The organism is Hylemonella sp. P2_B10 (assembly GCF_056404875.1).
Window position 1 is genome coordinate 396,396 of record NZ_JBFUDE010000004.1, and the last position, 21,740, is coordinate 418,135.

Here is a 21,740-nt window from a genome sequence, read left to right on the forward strand (position 1 = left end):
CGCTAAATCCGGTGCGCCACGGTGGTCATCACCTTGGCCGCCGCGCGCATCAGGCCCTTCACCGGCACGCCCAGGTCCTGGGCGCCGGCCTGGGCCGCCTCGTCGGCATGCCGGGCCTCATCCTCACGCATTTGCGCCACGATGGCGCGTGAGGCGTGGTCGCCCTCGGGCAGGCGCTGCAAATGTCCGTCCAGATGGGCCTGCACCTGGCGTTCAGTCTCTTCCACAAAGCCCAGGCTGATGCGGTCACCCATTCGTCCGGCCAGCAGCCCCAGGCCAAAGGCACCGGCATACCACAGCGGGTTCAACAGCGAGGGGCGCGCGCCCAACTGGTCCAGGCGTTGGCGCGTCCAAGCCAGGTGGTCGGTCTCTTCCTCACTGGCGCGCTGGAAATGCTGGCGCAGCCCCTCGTCGCGGGTGGCCAGGGCCTGGGCGGTGTACAACGCCTGGGCACACACCTCACCCACGTGGTTGACCCGCATCAGCGCGCCAGACAAGGCTTTATCCCCGGCCGACAGCTCGGTGGGCCGGTCCGCCACCGTGGGGCAGGCGCGGCTGGGCTGCGCGGCCACGAACAGGGTGCGCAAGGCCTGGTCGGCCGCACTCAGCAGAGCATCCATCCCACGAGGTTCGGTAGAAGACACGGCCAGCAGTGTAAGCGGATGGCCCCAGCCGCTGCCTCAGCCGCAAATCCACAAGAGCCCAAATAGGGTTTTTCCCAGTCGCTACAAGGCATTGCAGGGGGTTTGGGAGTTGTTGCAGTGTTGCAACGGAACCGGGACTTTCTACACGTTTTGCCACCTATGTCTTTGCCAAAGGGGGCGGCATCTGATGCAATAGCCCCAACTTCCGGAAAAAGGAGGTTGGCCCGGGTATCCGGTGGGTGCATGGTCGTCCTTAATAAATGCCAGCATCCCAACGCTCCGAAGCCCCATGTTTAACCTTGGAGAACCTTGAAATGAAAAAAACCCTCGTTGCTTTGGCAGCCCTGGCCGTAGCCGGTGTTGCATCTGCACAGTCTTCGGTCACCCTGTTCGGTATTGCTGACGTCTCCTACACCAACCTGAATGCCAACGGCGCGGGCTCGGTGGGTCTTCTGACTGGTCAGGGCCGGAATGCCTCCAGCCGCCTCGGCTTTCGTGGCACGGAAGATCTGGGTGGCGGTCTGTCTGCCAGCTTCTGGCTGGAAGCCGGTGTGAACGTTGACAGCGGCTCCGGTGCCGCTACCACCACGATCAACACGGTGCAGGGCGACCGCGTGATTGTGGGTGGCGCCATCCCCGCTGGCACGTCGCTGAACGGCGCGCAAGGCCTGACCTTCAATCGCCGCTCCACCCTGAGCATCGCAGGCACCTGGGGCGAAATTCGCCTGGGCCGTGACTACACCCCGACTTTCTGGAACATGACCACCAAGGACCCGTTCGGTACCGTGGGCGTGGGCTCCTCCACCGTGGTGCAGCTGGGTACCCTGAATCCGTTCGGCACCGGCGCCGCCGCCGCCCAAGTCCGCACCTCCAACTCCATCCAGTACCTGGGCAACTTCGGTGCAGTCTACGTGCAAGTGATGGCTGGCCTGTCCGAAGTCCCGTCGGTTTGCGGTGCAGCTGGTGTGGCTGTGCAAGGCAATGCCTGCTTGGGCACCGACGGCGACGGCGAAGTGTGGAGCGGCCGTATTGGCTACGCCAGCGGTCCGTTCGACATCTCGTTTGCCTACACGCAAACCAAGTTCAACGACACGGCTGCCAATTCTGCTAACACCCCCAACCTGGGCCTGATCACCGGTGGCGTGGCTTCTGCTACCGGCACGGGTGCCACCAACCCCTTCAAGGGCACTTACTCTGTAACCCACCTGGCCGCCACCTACAACGCTGGCTTTGCCAAGTTCTGGGGTCAACTGGGTACGCAGGAAGTTGACCAGACCGGCGGCAGCAATGCCCAGGGCGGCAAGCTGACCCACTACATGCTGGCGGCCACCGTGCCGTTCGGCGCCACCGAGTTCAAGGCTGCTTACTCCTGGGGTGACTACAGCCGCAACGGCGTAGCCGCTCCGGCCGCTGGCGCCTGGGAAGATGGTTCCACCACCAAGCACCTGTCGCTGGGTCTGGTGTACAACTTCTCCAAGCGCACTGCTGTCTACGGCACCATCTCCACGCTGGACACCACCGGTCAGAACACCCGTGCCAACCTGCTGAGCGGCCTTTCGTCTGCTGCTGCCGTCGCCAAGGGTGACAGCAACAACTCGACCGGTATCGACATCGGTCTGCGTCACGCCTTCTAAGCAGGTGCTGGCCTAGCGCCAGTCTGCTGACAAAGCAAAAGCCGCCAGATGCGAATCTGGCGGCTTTTTTTATTATGCTTAAGGCACCCGCCGTTTGATTCGTGTTCCGCACCGGAGTCCCCATCGCATGCCCAGCCCCAGCCTGAAAGTCCATGGCCGCGCCTTTGCGCAGATCGCGCAGTTCCACCCCGAGTTGACCGCGCTGCGGCGCGACCTGCATGCCCACCCGGAGCTGGGTTTTGAAGAGTTCTACACGGCCAAGCGCGTCACCGAAGCGCTGAAAGTCTGCGGTGTCGACGAGCTGCACACCGGCATAGGCAAGACCGGCGTGGTGGCCGTAATCCAGGGCAAGGGCAAGTCAACCCACCGCCCGGATGGCGAGGTGGCCGCCGTGGGCCTGCGCGCTGACATGGACGCACTGCCCCTGACCGAGCACACCGAGGTTCCCTGGCGCTCCACCCAGCCTGGGCGCATGCACGGCTGCGGCCACGACGGCCACACCGCCATGCTGGTGGGCGCGGCGCGCTACCTGTGCGAGACGCGCAACTTCGACGGACGGGCGGTGCTGATCTTCCAACCCGGCGAAGAGGGCCACAACGGCGCCAAGGCGATGATCGACGACGGCCTGTTCGAGCGCTTCCCGCTGCGCTCGGTGTACGCCATGCACAACTGGCCGGCCATGCGCCCCGGCACCGTGGGCATCAACCCCGGGCCGATGATGGCCGCCTCCGACCGCCTGACCATCACCATCACCGGCCGTGGCGGCCACGGCGCCCACCCCTACAACGCGGTGGACCCGGTGCTGGTGGCCGGCCACATCATCACCGCGGTGCAGAGCATCGTCTCGCGCAACATCAAGGCGGTGGAGTCGGCGGTCATCAGCCTGTGCGCCATGCAGGCCGGCGACATGGGCGCGATGAGCGTGATCCCCGACACCGCCACGCTGGTGGGCACGGTGCGCAGCTTCAGCCCCGCCGTGCAGGACTTCGTGGAGCGCCGCCTGAACGAGCTGTGCCCGGCCATTGCCGTGGCCTTTGGCGCCACCGCCCAGGTGACCTACCAGCGCAGCTACCCGGCCACCGTCAACACGCCCAAAGAGGCGCATTTCGTCGCCGACGTGGCACAGGCGCTGCTGGGCAAGGAACGTGTGGTGCGCGACCTGGAGCCCAGCATGGGCTCGGAAGATTTCTCACACATGCTGATGGTCAAGCCCGGCGCCTACCTGCGCCTGGGCCAGGGCGAGGAGAACGGCGTTGGCAGCTGCTTCCTGCACAACAGCCGCTATGACTTCAATGACGATGTGCTGCCGCTGGGCGCGGCCTTGCATGCCAGCATTGTCGAGCACGCCTTGCCACTGGCGGCCGCCTGACAGCGCTCAGGCCAGCAGGCGGTCCAGCAGCGCCGCCACGTGCACCGCTTCGCGCTGCGCGCCGTCCTTGATCTGGTGGCGGCAGCTGGTGCCGTCGGCCACCACGATGGCCTGCGGCTGCTTGCGCACAGCGGGCAGCAGACTCAGCTCGGCCATCTGCAGGGATGTCGCGTGGTGCTCGGCTTCGTAGCCAAAGCTGCCGGCCATGCCGCAACACGAGCTGTCGATCAGCGCCGGCTCGGCGCCGGGAATCAGGCGCAGCACGTCCAGCACCGGCGGCATCAGCCCCATGGCCTTCTGATGGCAGTGGCCGTGCAACAGGATAGGGGCATCCGCACTTTTCAGCGCCAGCTTCAACCGGCCGGCACGCTGCTCGCGTGCCAGCAGCTCTTCGAACAGCAGCGCCTGGTCTGCCACGGTGCGCGCATCATCGCCCAGGCGCATCACCAGCGCCTCGTCGCGCAACGTCAGCAGGCAAGAGGGCTCCAAGCCCACGATGGGCACGCCGGCCTGTGCAAACGGCAGCAGCGCACGCACCAGCGCGCCGGCCTTGGCGCGCGCCTGCGCCACCATGCCGGTGGCCAGATACGTGCGGCCGCAGCAGTGGTGGCCACCGTCCTTCTGCACAGCATGCAGCGTGTAGCCGGCAGCCTTCAGCACACGCGCGGCGGCCCAGGCGTTGTCGGCCTCGAAGGTGCCGGTGAAGGTGTCGACGAACAACACCGCCGCCGGCTGGCCTGCGGCAGCAGCGGCCAGCACGGCGTCTTGCGGAGCGAACAAACCACTCGCGGCCTGGCCACGCCAGAAGGTGTCGCTGCGCCAGCGCGGCAGGCTGCGTTTGGCCGACAGGCCGAACAACTTTTCGCTCAGCCAGGCGGCGCCGGGCAGAGCATCGCGCAGGTTCAGCAGCCACGGCAGGCGGCTGGCATGGCGGGCGTAGTCGGGCAGGTGCGCCACCAGCCGGTCGCGCAGCGTGTGGCCGCGCTCGGCCTTGTAGTGGGCGGTGGCCTCCAGCTTGATGCGCGCCATGTCCACGCCGGTGGGGCAGTCACGCTTGCAGCCCTTGCAGCCCACGCACAGGTCCAGCGCCTCACGCACCTCGGCGCCGGCGAAGGCGCCCTCGCCCAGCTGGCCGCTCAGCGCCAGGCGCAGCGTGTTGGCGCGGCCACGCGTGACATGCTGCTCGTCACGCGTGACGCGGTAGCTGGGGCACATGGTGCCGGCGTCGAACTTGCGGCAGTGGCCGTTGTTGTTGCACATCTCCACCGCCTTGGCCAGGCCGTGGGTGCTGTCGCCACCGGTACCGGGTGCCGTGGTGACCTCGGTCACCGGGTCGGCCTGCACGTCCCAGGCCGACCAGTCCAGCACCGGCTTCAACACGATGCGCTTGTAGGGGTGCGGTGCCGATGGCGGCGGGAAGCGGAACAGCGCGCCCTCGTCCATGCGCGGCGGGTCGATGATCTTGCCGGGGTTGAACAAGCCGATCGGGTCCAGCTGCAGCTTGATGGCGCGCAGCGCCTCGTTCAGCACCGGGCCAAACTGCCAGGCCACCCACTCGCCGCGGCACAGGCCGTCGCCATGCTCGCCGCTGTAGGCGCCCTTGTACTTGCGCACCAGCACGGCGGCTTCTTCGGCAATGGCGCGCATCTTGCCCGCGCCGTCGGTGCGCATGTCCAGGATGGGCCGCACATGCAACGTGCCCACTGAGGCGTGCGCATACCAGGTGCCGCGCGTGCCGTGGCGGGCAAACACCTCGGTCAGCGCGTCGGTGTAGTCGGCCAGGTGCTCCAAGGGCACCGCGCAGTCCTCGATGAAGCTGACCGGCTTGCCGTCGCCCTTCAGGCTCATCATGATGTTCAGGCCGGCCTTGCGCACCTCCCAAAGGTTCTTTTGCGGCGCGTCCTCGGTCATCTGCACCACGCTGTCGGGCAAGCCCAGGTCGCCCATCAGCGCCACCAGGTCGCGCAGGCGGGTCAGCAGCGGTGTCTTGTCGCTGCCCGAGAACTCGACCAGCAAAATCGCCTCGGGCTTGCCCAGCAGCGCGCTGGCCATGGTGGGCTTGAAGGCCGGGTTGGCCAGCGCCAGCTCGACCATTGTGCGGTCCACCAGCTCCACCGCCGTGGGGCCCAGCTTGACGATGTGCTGCGCCGCTTCCATGGCGGCGCGAAAGGTCGGAAAGTTCACCACCCCCAGCACCTTGGCGCGCGGCAGCTCGGCCAGTTGCAAGGTCAGCTCGCGCGTGTACGCCAGCGTGCCCTCGGCGCCCACCAGCAGATGCGCCAGGTTGACGCTGCCGTCCGTGGTGTACGGGCGCTCGTTCTGGTTGTGGAAGATGTCCAGGTTGTAGCCGGCCACGCGGCGCAGCACCTTGGGCCAGTGCTGCTCGATCTGCGCACGGTGCTGCTCGGCCAGGCCGCGCACGAAGGCAGCGATCTGCGCCGCCCGCCCCGTGGCCCGCGCCTCGGGGCCAAAGTCCACCAGTTCGCCATTGGACAACCAGGCCTGCATGCCCAGCACGTTGTGCACCATGTTGCCATAGGCGATGGAACGCGACCCGCAGGAGTTGTTGCCGGCCATGCCACCCAGCGTGGCCTGGGCGCTGGTGGACACATCCACCGGGTACCACAGGCCCGAGGGCTTCAGGTGCGCGTTCAAATGGTCCAGCACCATGCCGGGCTCGACGCGGGCGGTGCGGTTGTCCACGTCCACCTGCAGCAGGCGACGCAGGTATTTGCTGTTGTCGATCACCAGCGCCGCGCCCGTGGTCTGGCCGCACTGGCTGGTGCCGGCGCCGCGCGGCAGCACCGGCACTTTCAACTCGCGCGCGATGTCCAGCGCGGTGGCCACATCCTCAGGGCTGCGCGGCACCAGCACGCCCACCGGCATGATCTGGTAGATGGAGGCGTCGGTGGCGTAGCGGCCGCGCGAGGGGGCGTCGAACAGCACCTCGCCATCGGTCTCGGCGCGCAGCGCACGCTCCAGCGCCAGGCTGACGTCGTTGTGCTGGGCCAGCGCGCTCATGGCTGCATGGAGCGCACAGGCCCCTGCCCGTCGCGCAGCAGCTCCATCACCGCGTCGCACTTGTGCTGCAGGTGCTGCACCAGCAGCGCGCGCAGGCCGGCACCGTCGCGCGCATCCAGCGCGGCCACCATGGCCTCGTGCTCCTTCACTGCACGCAGCCACTTGGTGGCGTTCTGGTTGGTGGAAAAGCGCAGCGACTGCACGCGCGCATTGATCTGCCGGTAGCTGCGCGTCAAGACCGGATTGCGCGCAGCGGCGTTGATGGCGTTGTGGATGGCGGCGTTGAGCCGGTAGTAGCCCGACAGGTCGCCACGCGCGTGGCAGGCCAGCATCTCGTAGTGCAGCGCACGCAGCTCGGCACGCTCAGGCTCGGTGATGCGCTGCGCCGCCAGCTCGCCGGACTGGCCCTCCAACCCGGCCAGCACCTCGAAGGTGTTGAGCACGTCGGCCTCGGTCAGCTGCACCGCCACCGCGCCGCGGTTGGGCAGCAGGTCCACCAAGCCTTCGGCGGCCAGCATCTTGATGGCCTCGCGCAGCGGCGTGCGCGACAGGCGCAACTGCTCGCTCAACTCGCGCTCATTGAGCTTGGCGCCGGGGCGAATCTGCCCTTCCACCAGCATGGTGCGCAGCCGCGCGGCGGCCTGCTCATGCAGAGAGGTGGCGCCGGCGAGGGGGATGACTTGGGCCATGACAAGCCGCAGTTTAAACACTTTGCATGCAAAAACCCAAGGGCTTTACCCCTTGCTACGTGATTTCCCTAGTGCATTTGCAGGGTTTGCATGCAAAATTGCCAGCAGCCACCGAAAGCCCGTCATGCTCAGCCTGGACCACCACCCCACCGGCCGCCACTTCCTGCAGATCCCCGGCCCCAGCCCGGTACCCGACCGCGTGCTGCGTGCCATGAGCCTGCCCACCATCGACCACCGGGGGCCAGAGTTCGGCGTGCTGGGCCGCCAGGTGCTGGCCGGCATGGCGCAGATCTTCCAGACGAAACACCCGGTGGTGATCTACCCCGCCTCGGGCACCGGTGCCTGGGAGGCCGCATTGAGCAACACGCTGAGCCCGGGCGACCACGTGCTGATGTTTGAGACCGGCCACTTCGCCGCGCTGTGGGCCAAGATGGCCACCCGCCTGGGCCTGCAGCCCGAGGTGTTGCGCTACGAAGGCACCGACCCGCTGCTGCCCGAGGCCCCTGGCTGGCGCCAGGGCGTGCAGGCCGACATCATCGCTGCGCGCTTGCGCCAGGACAGCGCCCACACCATCAAGGCGGTGTGCGTGGTGCACAACGAAACCTCCACCGGCGCCACCTCCGACATCGCCGCCGTGCGCCGCGCCATCGATTCCGAGAAGCACCCCGCGCTGCTGCTGGTGGACAGCATCTCCGGCCTGGCCTGCGCCGACTACCGGCATGACGACTGGGGCGTGGACGTGACGGTCAGCGGCTCGCAAAAGGGGCTGATGCTGCCGCCCGGCATCAGCTTCAATGCGCTGTCACCGCGCGCACTGGAAGTGGCCAAGACCGCCAAGCTGCCCAAGGCCTTCTGGGCCTGGGACGAGATCGTCGCGATGGGCAAGGACGGCTACTGGCCCTACACACCCAACACCAACCTGCTGTACGGTCTGTCCGAGGCGCTGGACATGCTGCTGCTTGAGGGCCTGCCCAACGTGTTTGCCCGGCACCAGCGCTGGGCCGCTGGCGTGCGTGCGGCGGTGAACGCCTGGGGCTTGCCCATCCAGTGCGCCGACCCGGCTGTGTATTCGCCGGTGCTGACCGGCGTCATCACCCCACCCGGCGTGGACGCTGACGCGCTGCGCAAGCTGATCCACACCCGCTTCGACCTGTCGCTGGGCACCGGCCTGGGCAAGGTCAAGGGCCGCATGTTCCGCATGGGCCATCTGGGCGACAGCAATGATTTGACGCTGCTGGCCATGCTCAGCGGCGTGGAGATGGGCCTGAAGCTGACCGGCATACCGATTGCCAGCAGCGGCGTGCAGGCCGCGATGGACCATTTCAGCAGCCAGCTGGCGCCAGCCCAGGCAGCAGCCAAACCGCTATAACCCCGAGACACCAGGAGACAAACCCATGATGCAACGCAGAACCTTTTGCACCGGCGTGGCCGCCACGCTGGCCGCACCACTGGTGCGCGCGCAAAACCTGCCCAGTGGCACGATACGCATCATTGTGGGTTTCCCGCCGGGTGGCGGCACCGACGCGCTGGCGCGCGTGGTGGGCCAGAAGCTGACCACCATGTGGAACCAGACCGTGCTGGTGGAAAGCAAGGCCGGCGCAGCCGGCGTGATTGCCGCCGACTACGTGGCCCACCAGCCGGGCGACGGCAACACCCTGCTGATGGCGCACATCAACAGCCATGCCATCGCCCCGGCACTGAACCCGAAGCTGAACTACAACGTGGACCACGACTTCGTGCCCATCATGCTGGTGGGCGTGACGCCCAACCTGCTGATCAGCAACCAGGACCAGCCCGCCAAGACAGTGAAGGACATTGTGGCGCTGTGCAAGAAAAACCCCGGCAAGATCAGCTTCGCCTCGGCCGGCGGCGGCTCGGCTCAGCACCTGGCGCTGGAGATGTTCAAGCTGCGTGCCGGCATTGACGCGCTGCACGTGCCCTACAAGGGCTCGGCACCGGCCATCACCGACCTGCTGGGCGGCCAGGTGAACTATTGCTTCGAGACCATGACGGCCGCCACCCCGCACGTGAAGGGTGGCAAGGCGCTGGCCATTGCGCAGACGCGGCCCACGCGCTCCAGGGCCTACCCCAATGTGCCCACCATGGCCGAAGAGGGCTTTGCCGATTTCGACGCCACCACCTGGTACGGCCTGGTCGGCCCCGGCACGATGCCGCTGGCCATGGCCAAGCGCATCAACGAGGACGCCAACAAGGTGATGGCCATGCCCGACGTGATTGAGCGCCTGGCGCAGTACGGCGCCGAGGACGGCGGCGGCAGCCAGGAAAAATTCAAGAACTTCATGCAAAGCGAGCGCGTCAAGTGGGCCAAGGTGGTGAAAGACGCTAAAGTATCGGCCGATGCATGAAACACTGACCCAAGCCCTGGTGCGCGCACGGCGCACCCACACGCTGCTGAACGCGCCCGACTGGGTGGGCTCAGTCACCAGCGCCGAAGAAGCCTACGTTGTCCAGGACCAGGTGGCGCAAGCCATGGGCTGGTTTGGCGGCGCCATGCCGAAGCACTGGAAATCCGGCGGCAATTCGCGCGAGGTGACGCTGACGCACGCCGGCCTGCCGCCCGAGGGCGTGCGCGCCTCACCGGCGGACTTCCGCGATTTCCCCTTCTTTGCCTATGCCTACGAGGGCGAAATCGCGCTGCGCCTGGGCCAGGACGTGACACCCGCGCAAGCCGCCAAGCTGACGCAGGCCGACGTCAACGGCCTGGTGGACGCGCTGTGCGTGTCCATCGAGCTGGTGGACTGGCGATGGAAAGAGCAGGTGCAAGCGCCTGCCTTGCTGCGGCTGGCCGACGTGCAGTCCAACGGTGGCCTGGTGCTGGGCGAATGGTTGCCCTATGCCCCCTTCGCCGCGCACGACTGGGCGCAACAAAAGTGCGACGCCTACGTCAACGGTGAGCCAGTGCGCACAGGCACCGGCACCCACCCGCTGGGTACGCCCCAATGGCTGCTGCCGTGCTGGTTGCGGCACTGCACACGGCGCGGCGCCACAGTCCCGGCTGGCACTGTGGTGACAACTGGGACCTGGGTTGGCTTGCTGTCTGCCAAGGCTGGTGACCTTGTGCGCGTGAGCTTTGATGGCATCGGTTCCGCTGAGGTGCAGCTCTAACAGCCGGCACTTGGCGGGCTGCCGACGCCACTGGGGCGCGTGGCTACGCGGATGTCCCCCGGGCCTGCGGCCCTCCTCCTTGATTCCGCTCCGCCACGCGCCCCAGCGGCATCGGACTCGTTGGCTTTCGCGGCGCCAATACGCCAGCTAAGCTGTGGCAATCAAACCGTTTCGTCAAACATCCTCGGCTTGCGATGGATACACATGATTGCAAAACCGCCACTCGTGCACTGGCTGATCATCGATGTAAGTCGTCGGTTTCGGCAAGAAGCCTTCGAAGCAATCAACAATGCCGAGCTCAGCTGCTGTTGTCTTGCAGTATTCAGCACCGCCAGAGGTACAAAGCAGCTCCCTCTGACTTCAACCGCTTCACCTGTGCAATGACGTTGGGCATTGGGATGCGCTTGACACCGACGGATCGAACCATCGTGTCATCGATATCTACAAAGATGATTTGTTGGGACATGGATGCTTTTCCTACGCTCATCAGTCTAAGCGGTACCGCTGCATTCACCAATCCCACAAATGGAGGGGATGCCATGTGACGACGTAAACGCGGGCGCGCCAGCAACAACGGCAAGATCAGGTCGTCATGGCACTCTGCGCAGCGGCATCAAGGAGGAGGGCCGAAGGCCCGGGGGACAGCCGCGGAGCGGAGTGCCGTGGCGGCCTGATCACACCAGAAGCATTGGCACGACATAGCACCGCGCGCACGAGCGTAGCCTTTGCGCAGCGTTATCGACTTGTAGAATGACAGCCTTCTCCAGCTCTAAGACAGACCTCACGTGACCAAGCCCGCCTACAAACCCTTCGTGATCGGCGTGGCAGGCGGCAGCGGCAGTGGCAAGTCCACGGTTACGCGCCAGGTGCTAGCCTCCATCGGGCCGCAGATGGCGGCGGTGGTGATGCAGGACGACTACTACCGCGACCAGACCCACCTGTCGCCCGACGAGCGGCGCGAGGAAAACTACGACCACCCCGATGCGTTTGACTGGCCGCTGCTGGTGCAGCATGTGCGCGCACTGCGCCGAGGCGAGCCGATTGAGATGCCGGTGTATGACTTCACCGAATACAACCGCTCCAGCAAGACCATCGCGGTGCAACCGGCGCCGGTGATCGTGATCGAGGGCCTGTTTGCGCTGTACGACGCCAAGCTGCGCGACATGATGTCGCTGAAGGTGTATGTGGACACGGCGTCCGATGTGCGTTTCATCCGCCGCCTGCAGCGCGACATCAGCGAACGCGGGCGCAGCACCGACAACGTGATCAAGCAGTACATGGACACCGTGCGCCCCATGCACAAGCAGTTCATCGAGCCGACCAAACGCAATGCCGATGTGATCCTTCCGCACGGCGCCAACGGCCCGGCCGTCGACATCATCACCACCAAGGTGGTCAGCCTGGTGAGCGAACTGGAACGGCGCTGATCTACAGGGCCGGCTTGCCCGGCCCGTACACCACCAACTCACGCGTAGCGCTTGCTGCGCAGGTTGTTCTTCATTTCCTTCAGCAACGGCAGCAGCTTGTCTGAGCCTATGCGCAGCGCCACGCAGGTGGTCAGGACGTCGATCACCATCAGGTGCAGCAGGCGCGACACCATGGGGCTGTAACGGTCATAGCCTTCGGGGTGGTCGGCCGCCAGATGGATGTGGCCGGCAGCGGCCAGGGGTGAGCCACTGGCCGTGATGACGATGGTCGTCGCGCCACGGCGCCGCGCGATGTCGCAGGCATCCATCAAGTCTCTTGTGCGGCCCGAGTTGGAGACGATCACCACGCAGTCACCCGGCCCCAGCACCGAGGCGCTCATCACCTGCATGTGGCCATCGCTGTACGAGATGGTGTTCATGCCCAGGCGGAAGAACTTGTGCTGCGCGTCCTGCGCCACCACGCCCGAGTTGCCAACGCCAAAAAACTCCAGCCGCTTGCCCGCCTTGTAGGTGTCGACGATGGCGTTGGCGGCGCGGTCGATCAGCGCGGCGCTGGCGTCGTTACGGTATTTCAGAAAGGCCGCCACCGTGTTGTCGATCACCTTGACCATCACATCGGCGGTCTTGTCGTCGGCGTCCACGCTGCGGTGGATGAAGGGCACGCCCTCGCTGACGCTGCCCGCCAGCTTCAGCTTGAAGTCGGCCAGGCCGTCGTAGCCCATGCTGCGGCAAAAGCGCACCACGGTGGGCTTGCTGACGTGCGAGCGGTCGGCCAGCTCGCTGATGGGCAGGGAGGCAAAGGCGCGCGGGTCGGCCAGCACCAGCTTGCCTACCCGCTGTTCGGCGGGTGCGAGCGAACTCAGCGAAGCCTTTATTCGGTCTAGCATGGCGTACTTGAGGTCACGCCTCTTCAGCCCAGCAATAGCCGTCGCGCGCGATCATGGCGCTCGACGCGCTGGGGCCCCAGGTGCCGGCGTTGTACAAACGCGGCCCCTGGGCGTCGGCCTTCCAGTGCTGCAAGATGGGTTCCACCCAGCGCCAGGCTTCTTCCTGCTCGTCGCTGCGCACGAACAGGTTCAAGCGCCCGTCGATCACGTCCAACAGCAGCCGCTCGTAGGCGCCCACGCGCTCGGAGCCGAAGCGCTTGTCAAAGTCCAGGTCCAGCTGCACCGGCACCAGCGACTGCGCGGCCGACTTGCTGCTGGCGCGGTTGGCCGCGCCCTGGGCCAGCAGGTGCAGCTCCAGCCCGTCCTTGGGCTGCAGGTTGATCACCAGGCGGTTGGCCTGGTCCACCGGTGAATTGAAGATGGGGTGCGGCGTGGGCCGGAAGTTGACCACAATGCGCGCGTCCCGCCCCGCCAGCCGCTTGCCGGTGCGCAGGTAGAAGGGCACGCCGGCCCAACGCCAGTTGGAGATCTCTGTGCGCAGCGCCACAAAGGTCTCGGTGTGGCTTTGCGGGTTGACGCCCGTTTCTTCCCGGTAGGCGGGCACCTGCGCGCCACCTACGTTGCCAGCGGCGTATTGGCCGCGAATCACATCGTGCATCAGCGTGTCACCGGCCCAGGGTTTCAGCGAACGCAACACCTTCAACTTCTCGTCGCGTATGGCGTCGGCATGGGCGTTGATGGGCGGCTCCATGGCGATGGCGCACAGCAGCTGCAGCGCGTGGTTCTGCACCATGTCTCGCAAGGCGCCGGTGTTCTCGTAGAACGCACCGCGCTTTTCCACACCCAGCTCTTCGGCAATGGTGATCTGGATGTTGGCGATGTGCTCGCGCCGCCACAACGGCTCGAACAGCGAATTGCCAAAGCGCATGGCAAACAGGTTTTGCACCGCCGGCTTGCCCAGGTAGTGGTCGATGCGGAACACCTGCTTTTCGGCGAAGTGCTGGCGCACCGTGTGGTTGATGCTGCGGTTGCTGGCCAGGTCATGGCCCAGCGGTTTTTCCAGCACCACGCGGGTGTGTGGCGTGTTCAGGCCCACCACCGCCAACTGCTCGCACACGGTGGTGAACAAGGCCGGCGCGGTGGCCAGGTACATCACCACGGTGTCCGCGCTGCGCGCCTTCAGCACCTCGGCCAGGCGCACGTAGTCGGCCGGTTTGGACAAGTCCATGCGGACGAAATTCAGCAGAGCGGCGAAGCGGGTGAACTCCTCGTCGCTGGGGCGCTTGGCCAGCTCCACACCGTCAAAGCGCGACTTGATCAGCGCGCGGTAGGCGTCGTCGCTCAGGTCATCCCGGCCCACGCCGATGATGCGCCCGTCCTGCGGCAGCGTGCCGTGGCGGAAGGCCTGGAACAGGGCCGGCATCAGCTTGCGCCAGGCCAGATCACCGGTGCCGCCAAACAAGACAAGGTCGAAAGACATATAGTTGCGAGTTACATGAAAAAGAACTCGTAATGTAACTTTGTTTCATCGATAATTCAAGCGACAGCGGCTGCCCCGCTCTGGCGGAAGCCCTTTGGCTGCCTTTTTCGGACCTTTGTGATGAACCAACTCGACGCCCTCAAACAGTACACCACCGTGGTTGCCGACACCGGCGACTTCAAGCAACTGGCGGGTTTCCGCCCCACCGACGCCACCACCAACCCGTCGCTGATCCTGAAGGCGGTGCAAAAGGCCGACTACACGCCGCTGCTGAAAGACACGGTGGCCAAATTCCGCGGCAAACCGCTGGACGAGGTGATGGACCGGCTGCTGGTGCGCTTTGGCTGCGAAATCCTCAGCCTGATCCCCGGTCGCGTCTCCACCGAGGTGGACGCACGCCTGAGCTTCGACACCAACGCCACCTTCACGCGCGGCGAGCGCATTGTGGAGCTGTACCAGGCCGAGGGCATCCATGTGGACCGCATCCTGATCAAGGTGGCCTCCACCTGGGAGGGCATTCAGGCCGCCGAGAAGCTGGAACAGCGCGGCATCCACACCAACCTGACGCTGCTGTTCTCCTTCGCGCAGGCGGTGGCCTGCGGCCAGGCCAAGGTGCAGTTGATCTCGCCCTTCGTGGGCCGCATCTACGACTGGTACAAGAAGAACGCCGGTGCCGCCTGGGATGAGGCCGCCAGCGCGGGCGCCAACGACCCCGGCGTGAAATCGGTCAAGCAGATCTACAACCACTACAAGAAGTTCGGCATCCAAACCGAGGTGATGGGTGCGAGCTTTCGCAACGTGGGCCAGATCACCGCGCTGGCCGGCTGCGACCTGCTGACCATCTCACCCGAACTGCTGGCCACACTGGCCGCCACCGAAGCACCGCTGACCAAGGCGCTGGACGCCGAGGCTGCGCACGCATTGGACCTGCCCGCCGTCAACTACGACGAAGCCCAGTTCCGTTTTGCGCTGAACGAAGACGCCATGGCCACCGAAAAACTGGCCGAAGGCATACGCGCCTTCTGCGCCGACGCCGTAAAGCTTGAACAGTTGATGAAGACTTCGTGAGACTTTGCGGGACAGACCGCAGCGAAGCGGCGCTCTGTCCTCAACATTTTTGGGAATTTCATGACCCGTATTCGCTGCGACCGCGCGCCCGCCTGGGGCCAACTGCAAGCCGCCTACGACACGCAGGGCAAGGCCTTCGACCTGCGCACCGCCTTTGCGCAGGACGGCGAAGCGCGCTTTGCGCATTTCAGCCAACAAGCACCCCATGTGTTCGCCGACCTGTCGAAGAACCTGTGGGACGCCAACACCGAGGCGCTGCTGCTGACGCTGGCCCGCGAATGCGGCCTGGAGGCCCACCGCGACGCCATGTTTGCCGGCGAGGCCATCAACACCACCGAGCAACGCGCCGTGCTGCACACGCTGTTGCGCTGCCCGGCCGACTACACACCGCCATCCGGCGCGCAACCGGTGGTGGCTGAAGGTTTGAAAGACGTGCACACCACGCTGGCTGCCATGCTGGCCTATGCGGAACAGGTACGCGGGGATGACGCCATCACTGACGTGGTCAACATCGGCATCGGCGGCTCCGACCTGGGGCCGCAGATGGCGGTGCTGGCGCTGCAGGCGTTTGCCGCGCCGGGCAAGCAGTTGCATTTCGTCTCCAATGTGGACGGCCACGAGCTGGCCGCCGTGCTGCAGCGCGTGAAGCCCGCCAGCACGCTGTTCCTGATCGCGTCGAAAACCTTCACCACGGTGGAGACCATGACCAACGCACGGTCCGCCAAGCAGTGGTTCGAGGCCCAGGGCGGCACCGACATTGCGCGCCACTTTGCCGCGCTGACCACCAACGTGGCGGCGGCCAAGGCCTTTGGCATTGACACCACCTTCGGCTTCTGGGACTGGGTGGGCGGGCGCTATTCCATGTGGTCGGCCATCGGCCTGCCGATCGCCATCGCCATCGGTGCACAGGGCTTTCGCGAATTTCTGGCCGGCGCGCACGCGATGGACGAGCACTTCCGCAGCGCGCCGCTGGCGCAGAACCTGCCGGTGCGCCTGGGCCTGCTGGATGTGTGGTACCGCAACTTCCATGGCTTCAGCAGCCGCTCCATCGCGCCCTACCATGCGGCGCTGAAGCGCCTGCCCGCCTACTTGCAACAGCTGGAGATGGAGAGCAACGGCAAGCAGGTGGACATGGCAGGCCAGCCGCTGGCCTATGGCACCTCGCCCGTGCTGTGGGGCGAGCCCGGCACCAATGGCCAGCATGCCTACTTTCAGATGCTGCACCAGGGCACGGACGTGGTGCCGGTGGAGTTCATCGCGGTCAAGAAAGCGCGTCACAACCTGAGCGGCCACCAGGACATGCTGCTGGCCAACGTGCTGGCGCAGGCGCAGGCGCTGATGCAAGGCAAAGCCGATGCAGGCGGCCACAAGAATTTCCCCGGCAACCGGCCCAGCACGTTCCTGCTGCTGGAGGACCTGGCACCGGCCACGCTGGGCGCGCTGGTTGCGCTGCAGGAGCACCGCGTGTTCACCAGCGGCGCGCTGTGGGGCATCAACAGCTTTGACCAGTGGGGCGTGGAGCTGGGCAAGGTGCTGGCCAAGGACATCGAGTCACGCCTGCGCAGCGGCCACGCCAGCGGGCTGGACGCCTCCACCACGGGCTTGTTGAAAAAGCTGCAAAACGGCTGACCGGCAACCCACCGGGCGTGCCGCTAACATGGCGGCCATGCCGCGCAAAGCCCACACCGACCTGAGCCTGACCCAGGCCCGCAACCTGCACCTGGCCGCGCAAGGCCTGCTGACCGCGCCCACGCGCCCCGCCACGCCGCTGGCGCTGCGCCGCTGCATAGAGCGCATGCAGTTGCTGCAGATCGACACCATCCACGTGGTGGCGCGCAGCCCCTACCTGGTGCTGCATTCGCGCCTGGGGCACTATCCCATGCACTGGCTGGAGCAGACGCTGGCCAAGACACACATCTTCGAGAGCTGGGCGCACGAGGCCTGCTTTGTGCCGCTGCAGGACTGGCATCTGCACCGTGCCTACAACCAGGAACTGCGCCGCCACTGGGGCATAGAGCGCGGCAAGAACGACCATGCGCAGCAGCGCAAGCACCTGGATAAGCTGTTGGCCCACATCCGCGACGCAGGCCCGGTGAAGTCGTCTGACTTCGAGCGGCCAGACGAGCACAAAGGCAAGGGCGGCGGCTGGTGGGGCTGGAAAGAAGAGAAGCGCTGGCTGGAGGCGCTGTTCGCACGCGGCGAGCTGATGGTGGCGCGGCGGGAAAATTTCCACCGCGTCTACGACCTGCCCGAACGCGTGGTGCCGCACCTGATGGAAGCCACGCTGCCCGCGGCCGAGGCCGTGCACCAGGCCTTCATCGAGAAAGCCATTCTGGCGCTGGGCATCACCCAGGCGCGCTGGGTGCATGACTACTTCCGCATCAAGCCCCGGCTGAAGGACGCCGATCTGGACGATCTGGTGGCCCAGGGCCGCGTGCTGCGCGTGCCGGTGGACGGCTGGGACCAGGCGGGCTATGTGCATGTCGACAACGCCAAGTTGCTGCGTCAGGCGCTGGCCGGCCAGTTGCAAGCCACGCACAGCGCCTTGCTGTCCCCCTTTGACCCGGTGGTGTGGGACCGCGAACGCGCCAGCGCGATGTTCGACTTCGACTACACGATAGAGTGCTACACCCCCGAGCACAAACGCCAGTATGGCTATTTCGTGCTGCCCATCCTGCGCCGGGGCGAGCTGGTGGGCCGGCTGGACGCCAAGGCGCACCGCGCCGACGGTGTGTTCGAGGTCAAGGCGCTGTACCTGCAAGACGGTGTGCGGCTGGACGATGCCGGCCTGCACGATGTGGCGCACGCCGTGCAAACCAGCGCCAGCTGGCACGGCACACCGCAGGTGCAACTGACGCGCAGCAGCCCGGCCAAACTTCGCGTGCCGCTGAACAAGGCGCTGCGCGCGCTGCAACACGCATGAACAACCCCACATCACCCCCGATCGCCAACATCGTCTTTGACTTTGGTGCCGTGCTGTTCAAGTGGGAACCCGCGCGCCTGGTGGCCAGCCACTTCCCCGAGCAAGCCAGCTCGGCCCAGAGTGCGCTGCAACTGGCGCATGCCATGTTCCACCACGCCGACTGGCTGGCCTTCGACAGCGGCACGATGGCCCAGGACGATGTCGCCACGCGCATGGCCGAGCGCCTGGCGCTCCCACTGGCCACGGTGCGGCAGATGGTGTCATCCATAGCCGACCACCTGACGCCCCTGCCCGGCACGCTGGCCGTGCTGACCAGGCTGCACCAGGCCCGCTCAGCGGGCGGCGAAGGACCGCGTCTCTATTACCTGTCCAACATGTCGCAGCCTTTTGCGCGCATGCTGGAGAGCCGTTATGAATTCCTGAGCTGGTTTGACGGCGGCGTGTTCTCCGGCGATGTGCAACTGATCAAGCCAGAGCCAGCGATCTACGCACACCTGGAAAATCAATACGGGCTCCAGCCAGCGCAGACACTGTTCATCGATGACCTGGCGGGCAATATCGAAGCCGCGCGGGCGCGCGGCTGGCAAGGCGTGCGCTTCGAATCAGCAACTCAACTGGTGAAGGACTTGCAGGCCAGGGGCATCCGCGCCGGCTAGCGGCGCCGCCACAGCGCAATGTGGCCCGGCACCGGGCGACCGCGGTCCAGCCGGAGGGGGGTGGCCTGCGTCTGCAGCACCTCGAAACCATGCCGCTGCGCCAACAGGTCCATGTAAGCCAGGCTGTGCGCGTACCGGCCCGAGGCGCACAACACGTAACCCGGAGGTTCTGCACCTGGCGCACCGGGCTGCGCCGCCACCTCCTGCGATTCCAGTGAAAAGCTGAACAAGCCGCCGGGCCGCACCACCCTGCCAACCTGCGGCACCAGATCGTCGAGCTTGCCGACGTAGATGAAGACATCGGCCGCCGTCACCACGTCAAAGCTGTCGTCCGCCTCGGCCACAAGCGCCGCATGCACGTCCATGTGCTGCAGGCGGTGGTACAGGTTCAAGTCCCTGGCCTTGGCCAGCATACCGGTGGACAGGTCCACACCCACCAGCTGCGACGCCCATGGCTGCAATGCCTTGCCCACCAGACCCGTGCCGCAACCCAGGTCCAGCACGCGCCAGGGTGGCGGCACAGCCACCGCCTGCGCCTGCAGCAGCGCAGCCAACTTGGTCGGGATGTCGTAGCGCAGCGATGCCACCAGATGGGCCTCGAAGCCCTCGGCATAGCCGTCAAACAGCTGCGCCACATAGTCGCTGGGCGGGTGGTCCGGCGCCTGCCCCGACAGCGCCGCCACCAGGTGGCTGACCGGGTTGTCCGGCTGCAGGCGGACCACCTGTTTGAAGCTCTCCAGCGCATCGTCAGCCGCGCCCAGGCGCAGCAGGGTGTTGCCCACATGCTGGTGCGCGGCGGCATCTTGTGGCGACAGCACCGTGATGCGCCGGAAGCAAACCAGCGCGTCCGCAAACCGGCCCAGCTTTTGCAGCACCAGCCCCAGACGGAGCTGCACAGTCGGGTTGTCGGGCGCCAATTGCGCCGCCTGCCGATAAGTGTCGCGGGCCTGCTTCAGCTGTCCGGTCCTCTCCAGCAACTCGCCCAGGGCGCTGTGTGCCACCACGGCATCAGGCTGCAGCTGCAGCGCCTGCTGGTAACAGGCGATGGCCTGTTCATAGGCCTGTTCCTGTGCCAACGCGGTGGCAAAGTAGAACTGGAATTCCGCGGCTTGAGGAAACGCGGCCACGGCCCGCTGCGCGGCCAGTTTGGCTTGTGCGGTATCGCCCGCCTGGAACAGCAGGTCAATCAGGTCCCGGTGGGCAAACTCCAGTTCGGGCTTGGCCACCAATGCGCGCTCAAGGTGCTCCATGGCGGCCCGCCGGTCACCTTGCCGCGTCGCAAGGGTTGCCAGGATGTAGTGCGCGTCCGCCATACCAGGGGCGGCCGACAGTGCCAGCAGCAGTTGCGTCTGGGCCTCGGCGTGCTGACCCAGTTCCGCCAGCGCAAACCCGAGGGCCACCTGGGTGTCGACATGCCCAGGCTCAAGCACCAGGGCCTGCTTGTAGAAGCTGGCAGCCTCATCCAGCCTGCCTTGTCGCAGGCATTCGTCCCCGCGCTGCTTCAGGTGCACAGGCTGCTCCACCGGCGCGGCCGCCTTGGCTTTCAGCAGCGACCTCAGTCTGGCAAACATGGCATGCGTCGGTACCCGGCGAGATGGTGTGCGTGTTCCCGGTCCCGCTCAATGGACCCCGGGCTGGGAGGTGTTCGGGCCGAAGGCGATCCCCGTCAGCAAGGCCGTGACCTCCGACTGCCGGGTGCAGCCCATTTTCTCCAGCACCTGCTGCAATTGGGTGCGCACGGTGTTGCGGCTGACGTCGCCGGCGGTGGCGATCTCGTCCAGGGTGGCGCCACCCGCCAGGCCGCGCGCCACGCGGGCTTCTGACGGGGTGAGGTCGAACAAGGAGCGCAGCAGTTCCACCGGCGGCGCCTTGCGCGCCGTCAGCGGCGTGACGATCAGCAGCGCATACGAGCGGCCAAAGATGTCCTGCGCCGCCCGCTTGAGCGGCACCAGGTGCGCCACCATCTCAGCCAGCCCGGTGGCGCCACGCAACGCGAACGAATGCACGGGCAGCTCCGCCACGCCGGCGCTGGCCCCCATGGCAGGCAGCGACGCCAGCAGCAAGGCGTTGGCACGCTGGTCCGCCAAAGCGATGCGTCGCTGGACTTGCCACTGCACCTGGCCGGGCAAGCTGTCCATCAGCGCATTGGCCTCGATGACCACGCCGCTCTCGTCCAGCACCAGTGCCGGCAGACCCAGCGCGGCCAGCACGTCGCCGGCGCCCTTGGCGTTTTTCAGGTTCAGGCGTGAGGAGATCAGCGCCGCCCGCGCCAGGTGCGGCCGCAGGCCGTTGAGCATGTCGACCTGCGCCCTCTCCACCGGCCCCTGGTCGAATGCCCGCTCCACGCTGAAAACGATGTTGTCCCCCGTGGGCATCATCAAACCGGTGCCGGCCGACCAGCCCAGCCCCTTGGGGCGAAAAAAATCGCGGTAAATGGGGTTCTCATCCAATTGGGCAGGGGTCCAGAAATCGTGCTCCACCAGAAAACTCGGCGTGTTCTGGCTGAACAGGCAGTCCCGGCGCGAGCAGCGGGCAAACCAGCCGTCCTGCACATAGGTTTGGAAAACCTCGCTCAGCACGCCCGAGGAGGTCCAGTTCAGCACCTTGTCGCGCACCGCGAACAACAGGCCGCCGCTGGCGCCGGCCAGGCCGGCCAGCTCATCCAGCACGTCGGGCCACAGCTCGGGCAGCACGGCGCACTCGTAAATGCGGTCTATCAGATCGGCTTGCGTGGCAGCGGTCATCGTGTACGGCGTGGCAACAGGGGGTGAATTGATTATGACCCGGCTTCATGCGTTTGCATGATGCGCCAGCAA

General features: G+C 66.2%; 17 protein-coding genes. 10 read left to right on the forward strand and 7 right to left on the reverse strand.

The genetic code is table 11. The features are described 5' to 3' along the window. Positions 1 to 2: 2 nt before the first annotated feature. Positions 3 to 620, reverse strand: a complete 618-nt coding sequence (gene coq7 / locus AC1DX2_RS19690; protein ID WP_477198097.1) for a 2-polyprenyl-3-methyl-6-methoxy-1,4-benzoquinone monooxygenase — start codon at positions 618 to 620, stop codon at positions 3 to 5. Positions 621 to 958: 338 nt separating this feature from the next. On the opposite strand from coq7, the gene AC1DX2_RS19695 reads away from it, so the two are divergent. Continuing rightward, positions 959 to 2,278 carry a porin gene (locus AC1DX2_RS19695; protein WP_477198098.1) on the forward strand — a complete coding sequence of 440 codons (1,320 nt, stop codon included), beginning with the start codon at positions 959 to 961 and terminating at the stop codon, positions 2,276 to 2,278. A gap of 127 nt (positions 2,279 to 2,405) precedes the next feature. Then, positions 2,406 to 3,647, forward strand: coding sequence for a M20 aminoacylase family protein (locus AC1DX2_RS19700; protein WP_477198099.1), 1,242 nt, complete (start codon positions 2,406 to 2,408; stop codon positions 3,645 to 3,647). A 6-nt stretch (positions 3,648 to 3,653) separates the two neighbouring features. Here the strand turns inward: AC1DX2_RS19700 and AC1DX2_RS19705 are convergent, their stop codons facing one another. Together AC1DX2_RS19705 and AC1DX2_RS19710 are read right to left on the reverse strand one after the other, a co-directional pair. Beyond that, positions 3,654 to 6,668, reverse strand: coding sequence for an FAD-binding and (Fe-S)-binding domain-containing protein (locus AC1DX2_RS19705; protein WP_477198100.1), 3,015 nt, complete (start codon positions 6,666 to 6,668; stop codon positions 3,654 to 3,656). Then, positions 6,665 to 7,357, reverse strand: coding sequence for a GntR family transcriptional regulator (locus tag AC1DX2_RS19710; protein ID WP_477198101.1), 693 nt, complete (start codon positions 7,355 to 7,357; stop codon positions 6,665 to 6,667). Before AC1DX2_RS19710 ends, AC1DX2_RS19705 begins: the two co-directional genes overlap by 4 nt. Positions 7,358 to 7,481: 124 nt before the next feature. On the opposite strand from AC1DX2_RS19710, the gene AC1DX2_RS19715 reads away from it, so the two are divergent. The 4 genes from AC1DX2_RS19715 (at position 7,482) to udk (ending at position 11,910) form a co-directional block, all read left to right on the forward strand. Further along, positions 7,482 to 8,726 (forward strand): pyridoxal-phosphate-dependent aminotransferase family protein, encoded by a 1,245-nt coding sequence (locus tag AC1DX2_RS19715; protein ID WP_477198102.1) that lies wholly within the window; start codon positions 7,482 to 7,484, stop codon positions 8,724 to 8,726. Between the two features lie 28 nt (positions 8,727 to 8,754). Further along, on the forward strand, positions 8,755 to 9,723 hold the full coding sequence (locus AC1DX2_RS19720; RefSeq protein WP_477198380.1) for a Bug family tripartite tricarboxylate transporter substrate binding protein: 969 nt from the start codon (positions 8,755 to 8,757) through the stop codon (positions 9,721 to 9,723). Then, complete coding sequence (locus AC1DX2_RS19725; RefSeq protein ID WP_477198103.1) at positions 9,716 to 10,483, forward strand: fumarylacetoacetate hydrolase family protein; 768 nt, start codon at positions 9,716 to 9,718, stop codon at positions 10,481 to 10,483. Before AC1DX2_RS19720 ends, AC1DX2_RS19725 begins: the two co-directional genes overlap by 8 nt. 785 nt (positions 10,484 to 11,268) lie before the next feature. After that, a complete protein-coding gene (gene udk, locus AC1DX2_RS19730; RefSeq protein WP_477198104.1) occupies positions 11,269 to 11,910 on the forward strand; it encodes a uridine kinase in 642 nt (213 codons plus the stop codon). A 38-nt stretch (positions 11,911 to 11,948) separates the two neighbouring features. Here the strand turns inward: udk and AC1DX2_RS19735 are convergent, their stop codons facing one another. Both AC1DX2_RS19735 and zwf read right to left on the reverse strand, forming a co-directional pair. Then, positions 11,949 to 12,797 carry a MurR/RpiR family transcriptional regulator gene (locus AC1DX2_RS19735; protein ID WP_477198105.1) on the reverse strand — a complete coding sequence of 283 codons (849 nt, stop codon included), beginning with the start codon at positions 12,795 to 12,797 and terminating at the stop codon, positions 11,949 to 11,951. A 13-nt stretch (positions 12,798 to 12,810) separates the two neighbouring features. Continuing rightward, the gene (gene zwf / locus AC1DX2_RS19740; protein ID WP_477198106.1) at positions 12,811 to 14,277 is read right to left on the reverse strand and encodes a glucose-6-phosphate dehydrogenase; all 1,467 of its coding nucleotides are present in this window, start codon (positions 14,275 to 14,277) and stop codon (positions 12,811 to 12,813) included. 120 nt (positions 14,278 to 14,397) lie between these two features. On the opposite strand from zwf, the gene tal reads away from it, so the two are divergent. From tal to AC1DX2_RS19760, 4 genes are read left to right on the forward strand one after another with little or no spacing between them, the layout of a single operon-like run. Further along, positions 14,398 to 15,345, forward strand: a complete 948-nt coding sequence (gene tal, locus AC1DX2_RS19745) for a transaldolase (protein ID WP_477198107.1) — start codon at positions 14,398 to 14,400, stop codon at positions 15,343 to 15,345. Between the two features lie 60 nt (positions 15,346 to 15,405). Beyond that, positions 15,406 to 16,974: a glucose-6-phosphate isomerase gene (pgi, locus tag AC1DX2_RS19750; protein WP_477198108.1), complete on the forward strand. Its 1,569-nt coding sequence runs from the start codon at positions 15,406 to 15,408 to the stop codon at positions 16,972 to 16,974. A gap of 37 nt (positions 16,975 to 17,011) precedes the next feature. After that, positions 17,012 to 18,268 carry a winged helix-turn-helix domain-containing protein gene (locus AC1DX2_RS19755; RefSeq protein ID WP_477198109.1) on the forward strand — a complete coding sequence of 419 codons (1,257 nt, stop codon included), beginning with the start codon at positions 17,012 to 17,014 and terminating at the stop codon, positions 18,266 to 18,268. Continuing rightward, entirely contained in the window at positions 18,265 to 18,924 is a 660-nt protein-coding gene (locus tag AC1DX2_RS19760) for an HAD family hydrolase (protein ID WP_477198110.1), read from the forward strand. The genes AC1DX2_RS19755 and AC1DX2_RS19760 overlap by 4 nt, the downstream gene beginning before the upstream one ends. On the opposite strand, the gene AC1DX2_RS19765 is transcribed toward AC1DX2_RS19760, so the two are convergent. Next, on the reverse strand, positions 18,921 to 20,495 hold the full coding sequence (locus tag AC1DX2_RS19765) for a tetratricopeptide repeat protein (RefSeq protein WP_477198111.1): 1,575 nt from the start codon (positions 20,493 to 20,495) through the stop codon (positions 18,921 to 18,923). The genes AC1DX2_RS19760 and AC1DX2_RS19765 overlap by 4 nt on opposite strands. A 48-nt stretch (positions 20,496 to 20,543) precedes the next feature. Then, positions 20,544 to 21,668 (reverse strand): helix-turn-helix transcriptional regulator, encoded by a 1,125-nt coding sequence (locus tag AC1DX2_RS19770; RefSeq protein WP_477198112.1) that lies wholly within the window; start codon positions 21,666 to 21,668, stop codon positions 20,544 to 20,546. Positions 21,669 to 21,740 lie beyond the last annotated feature (72 nt).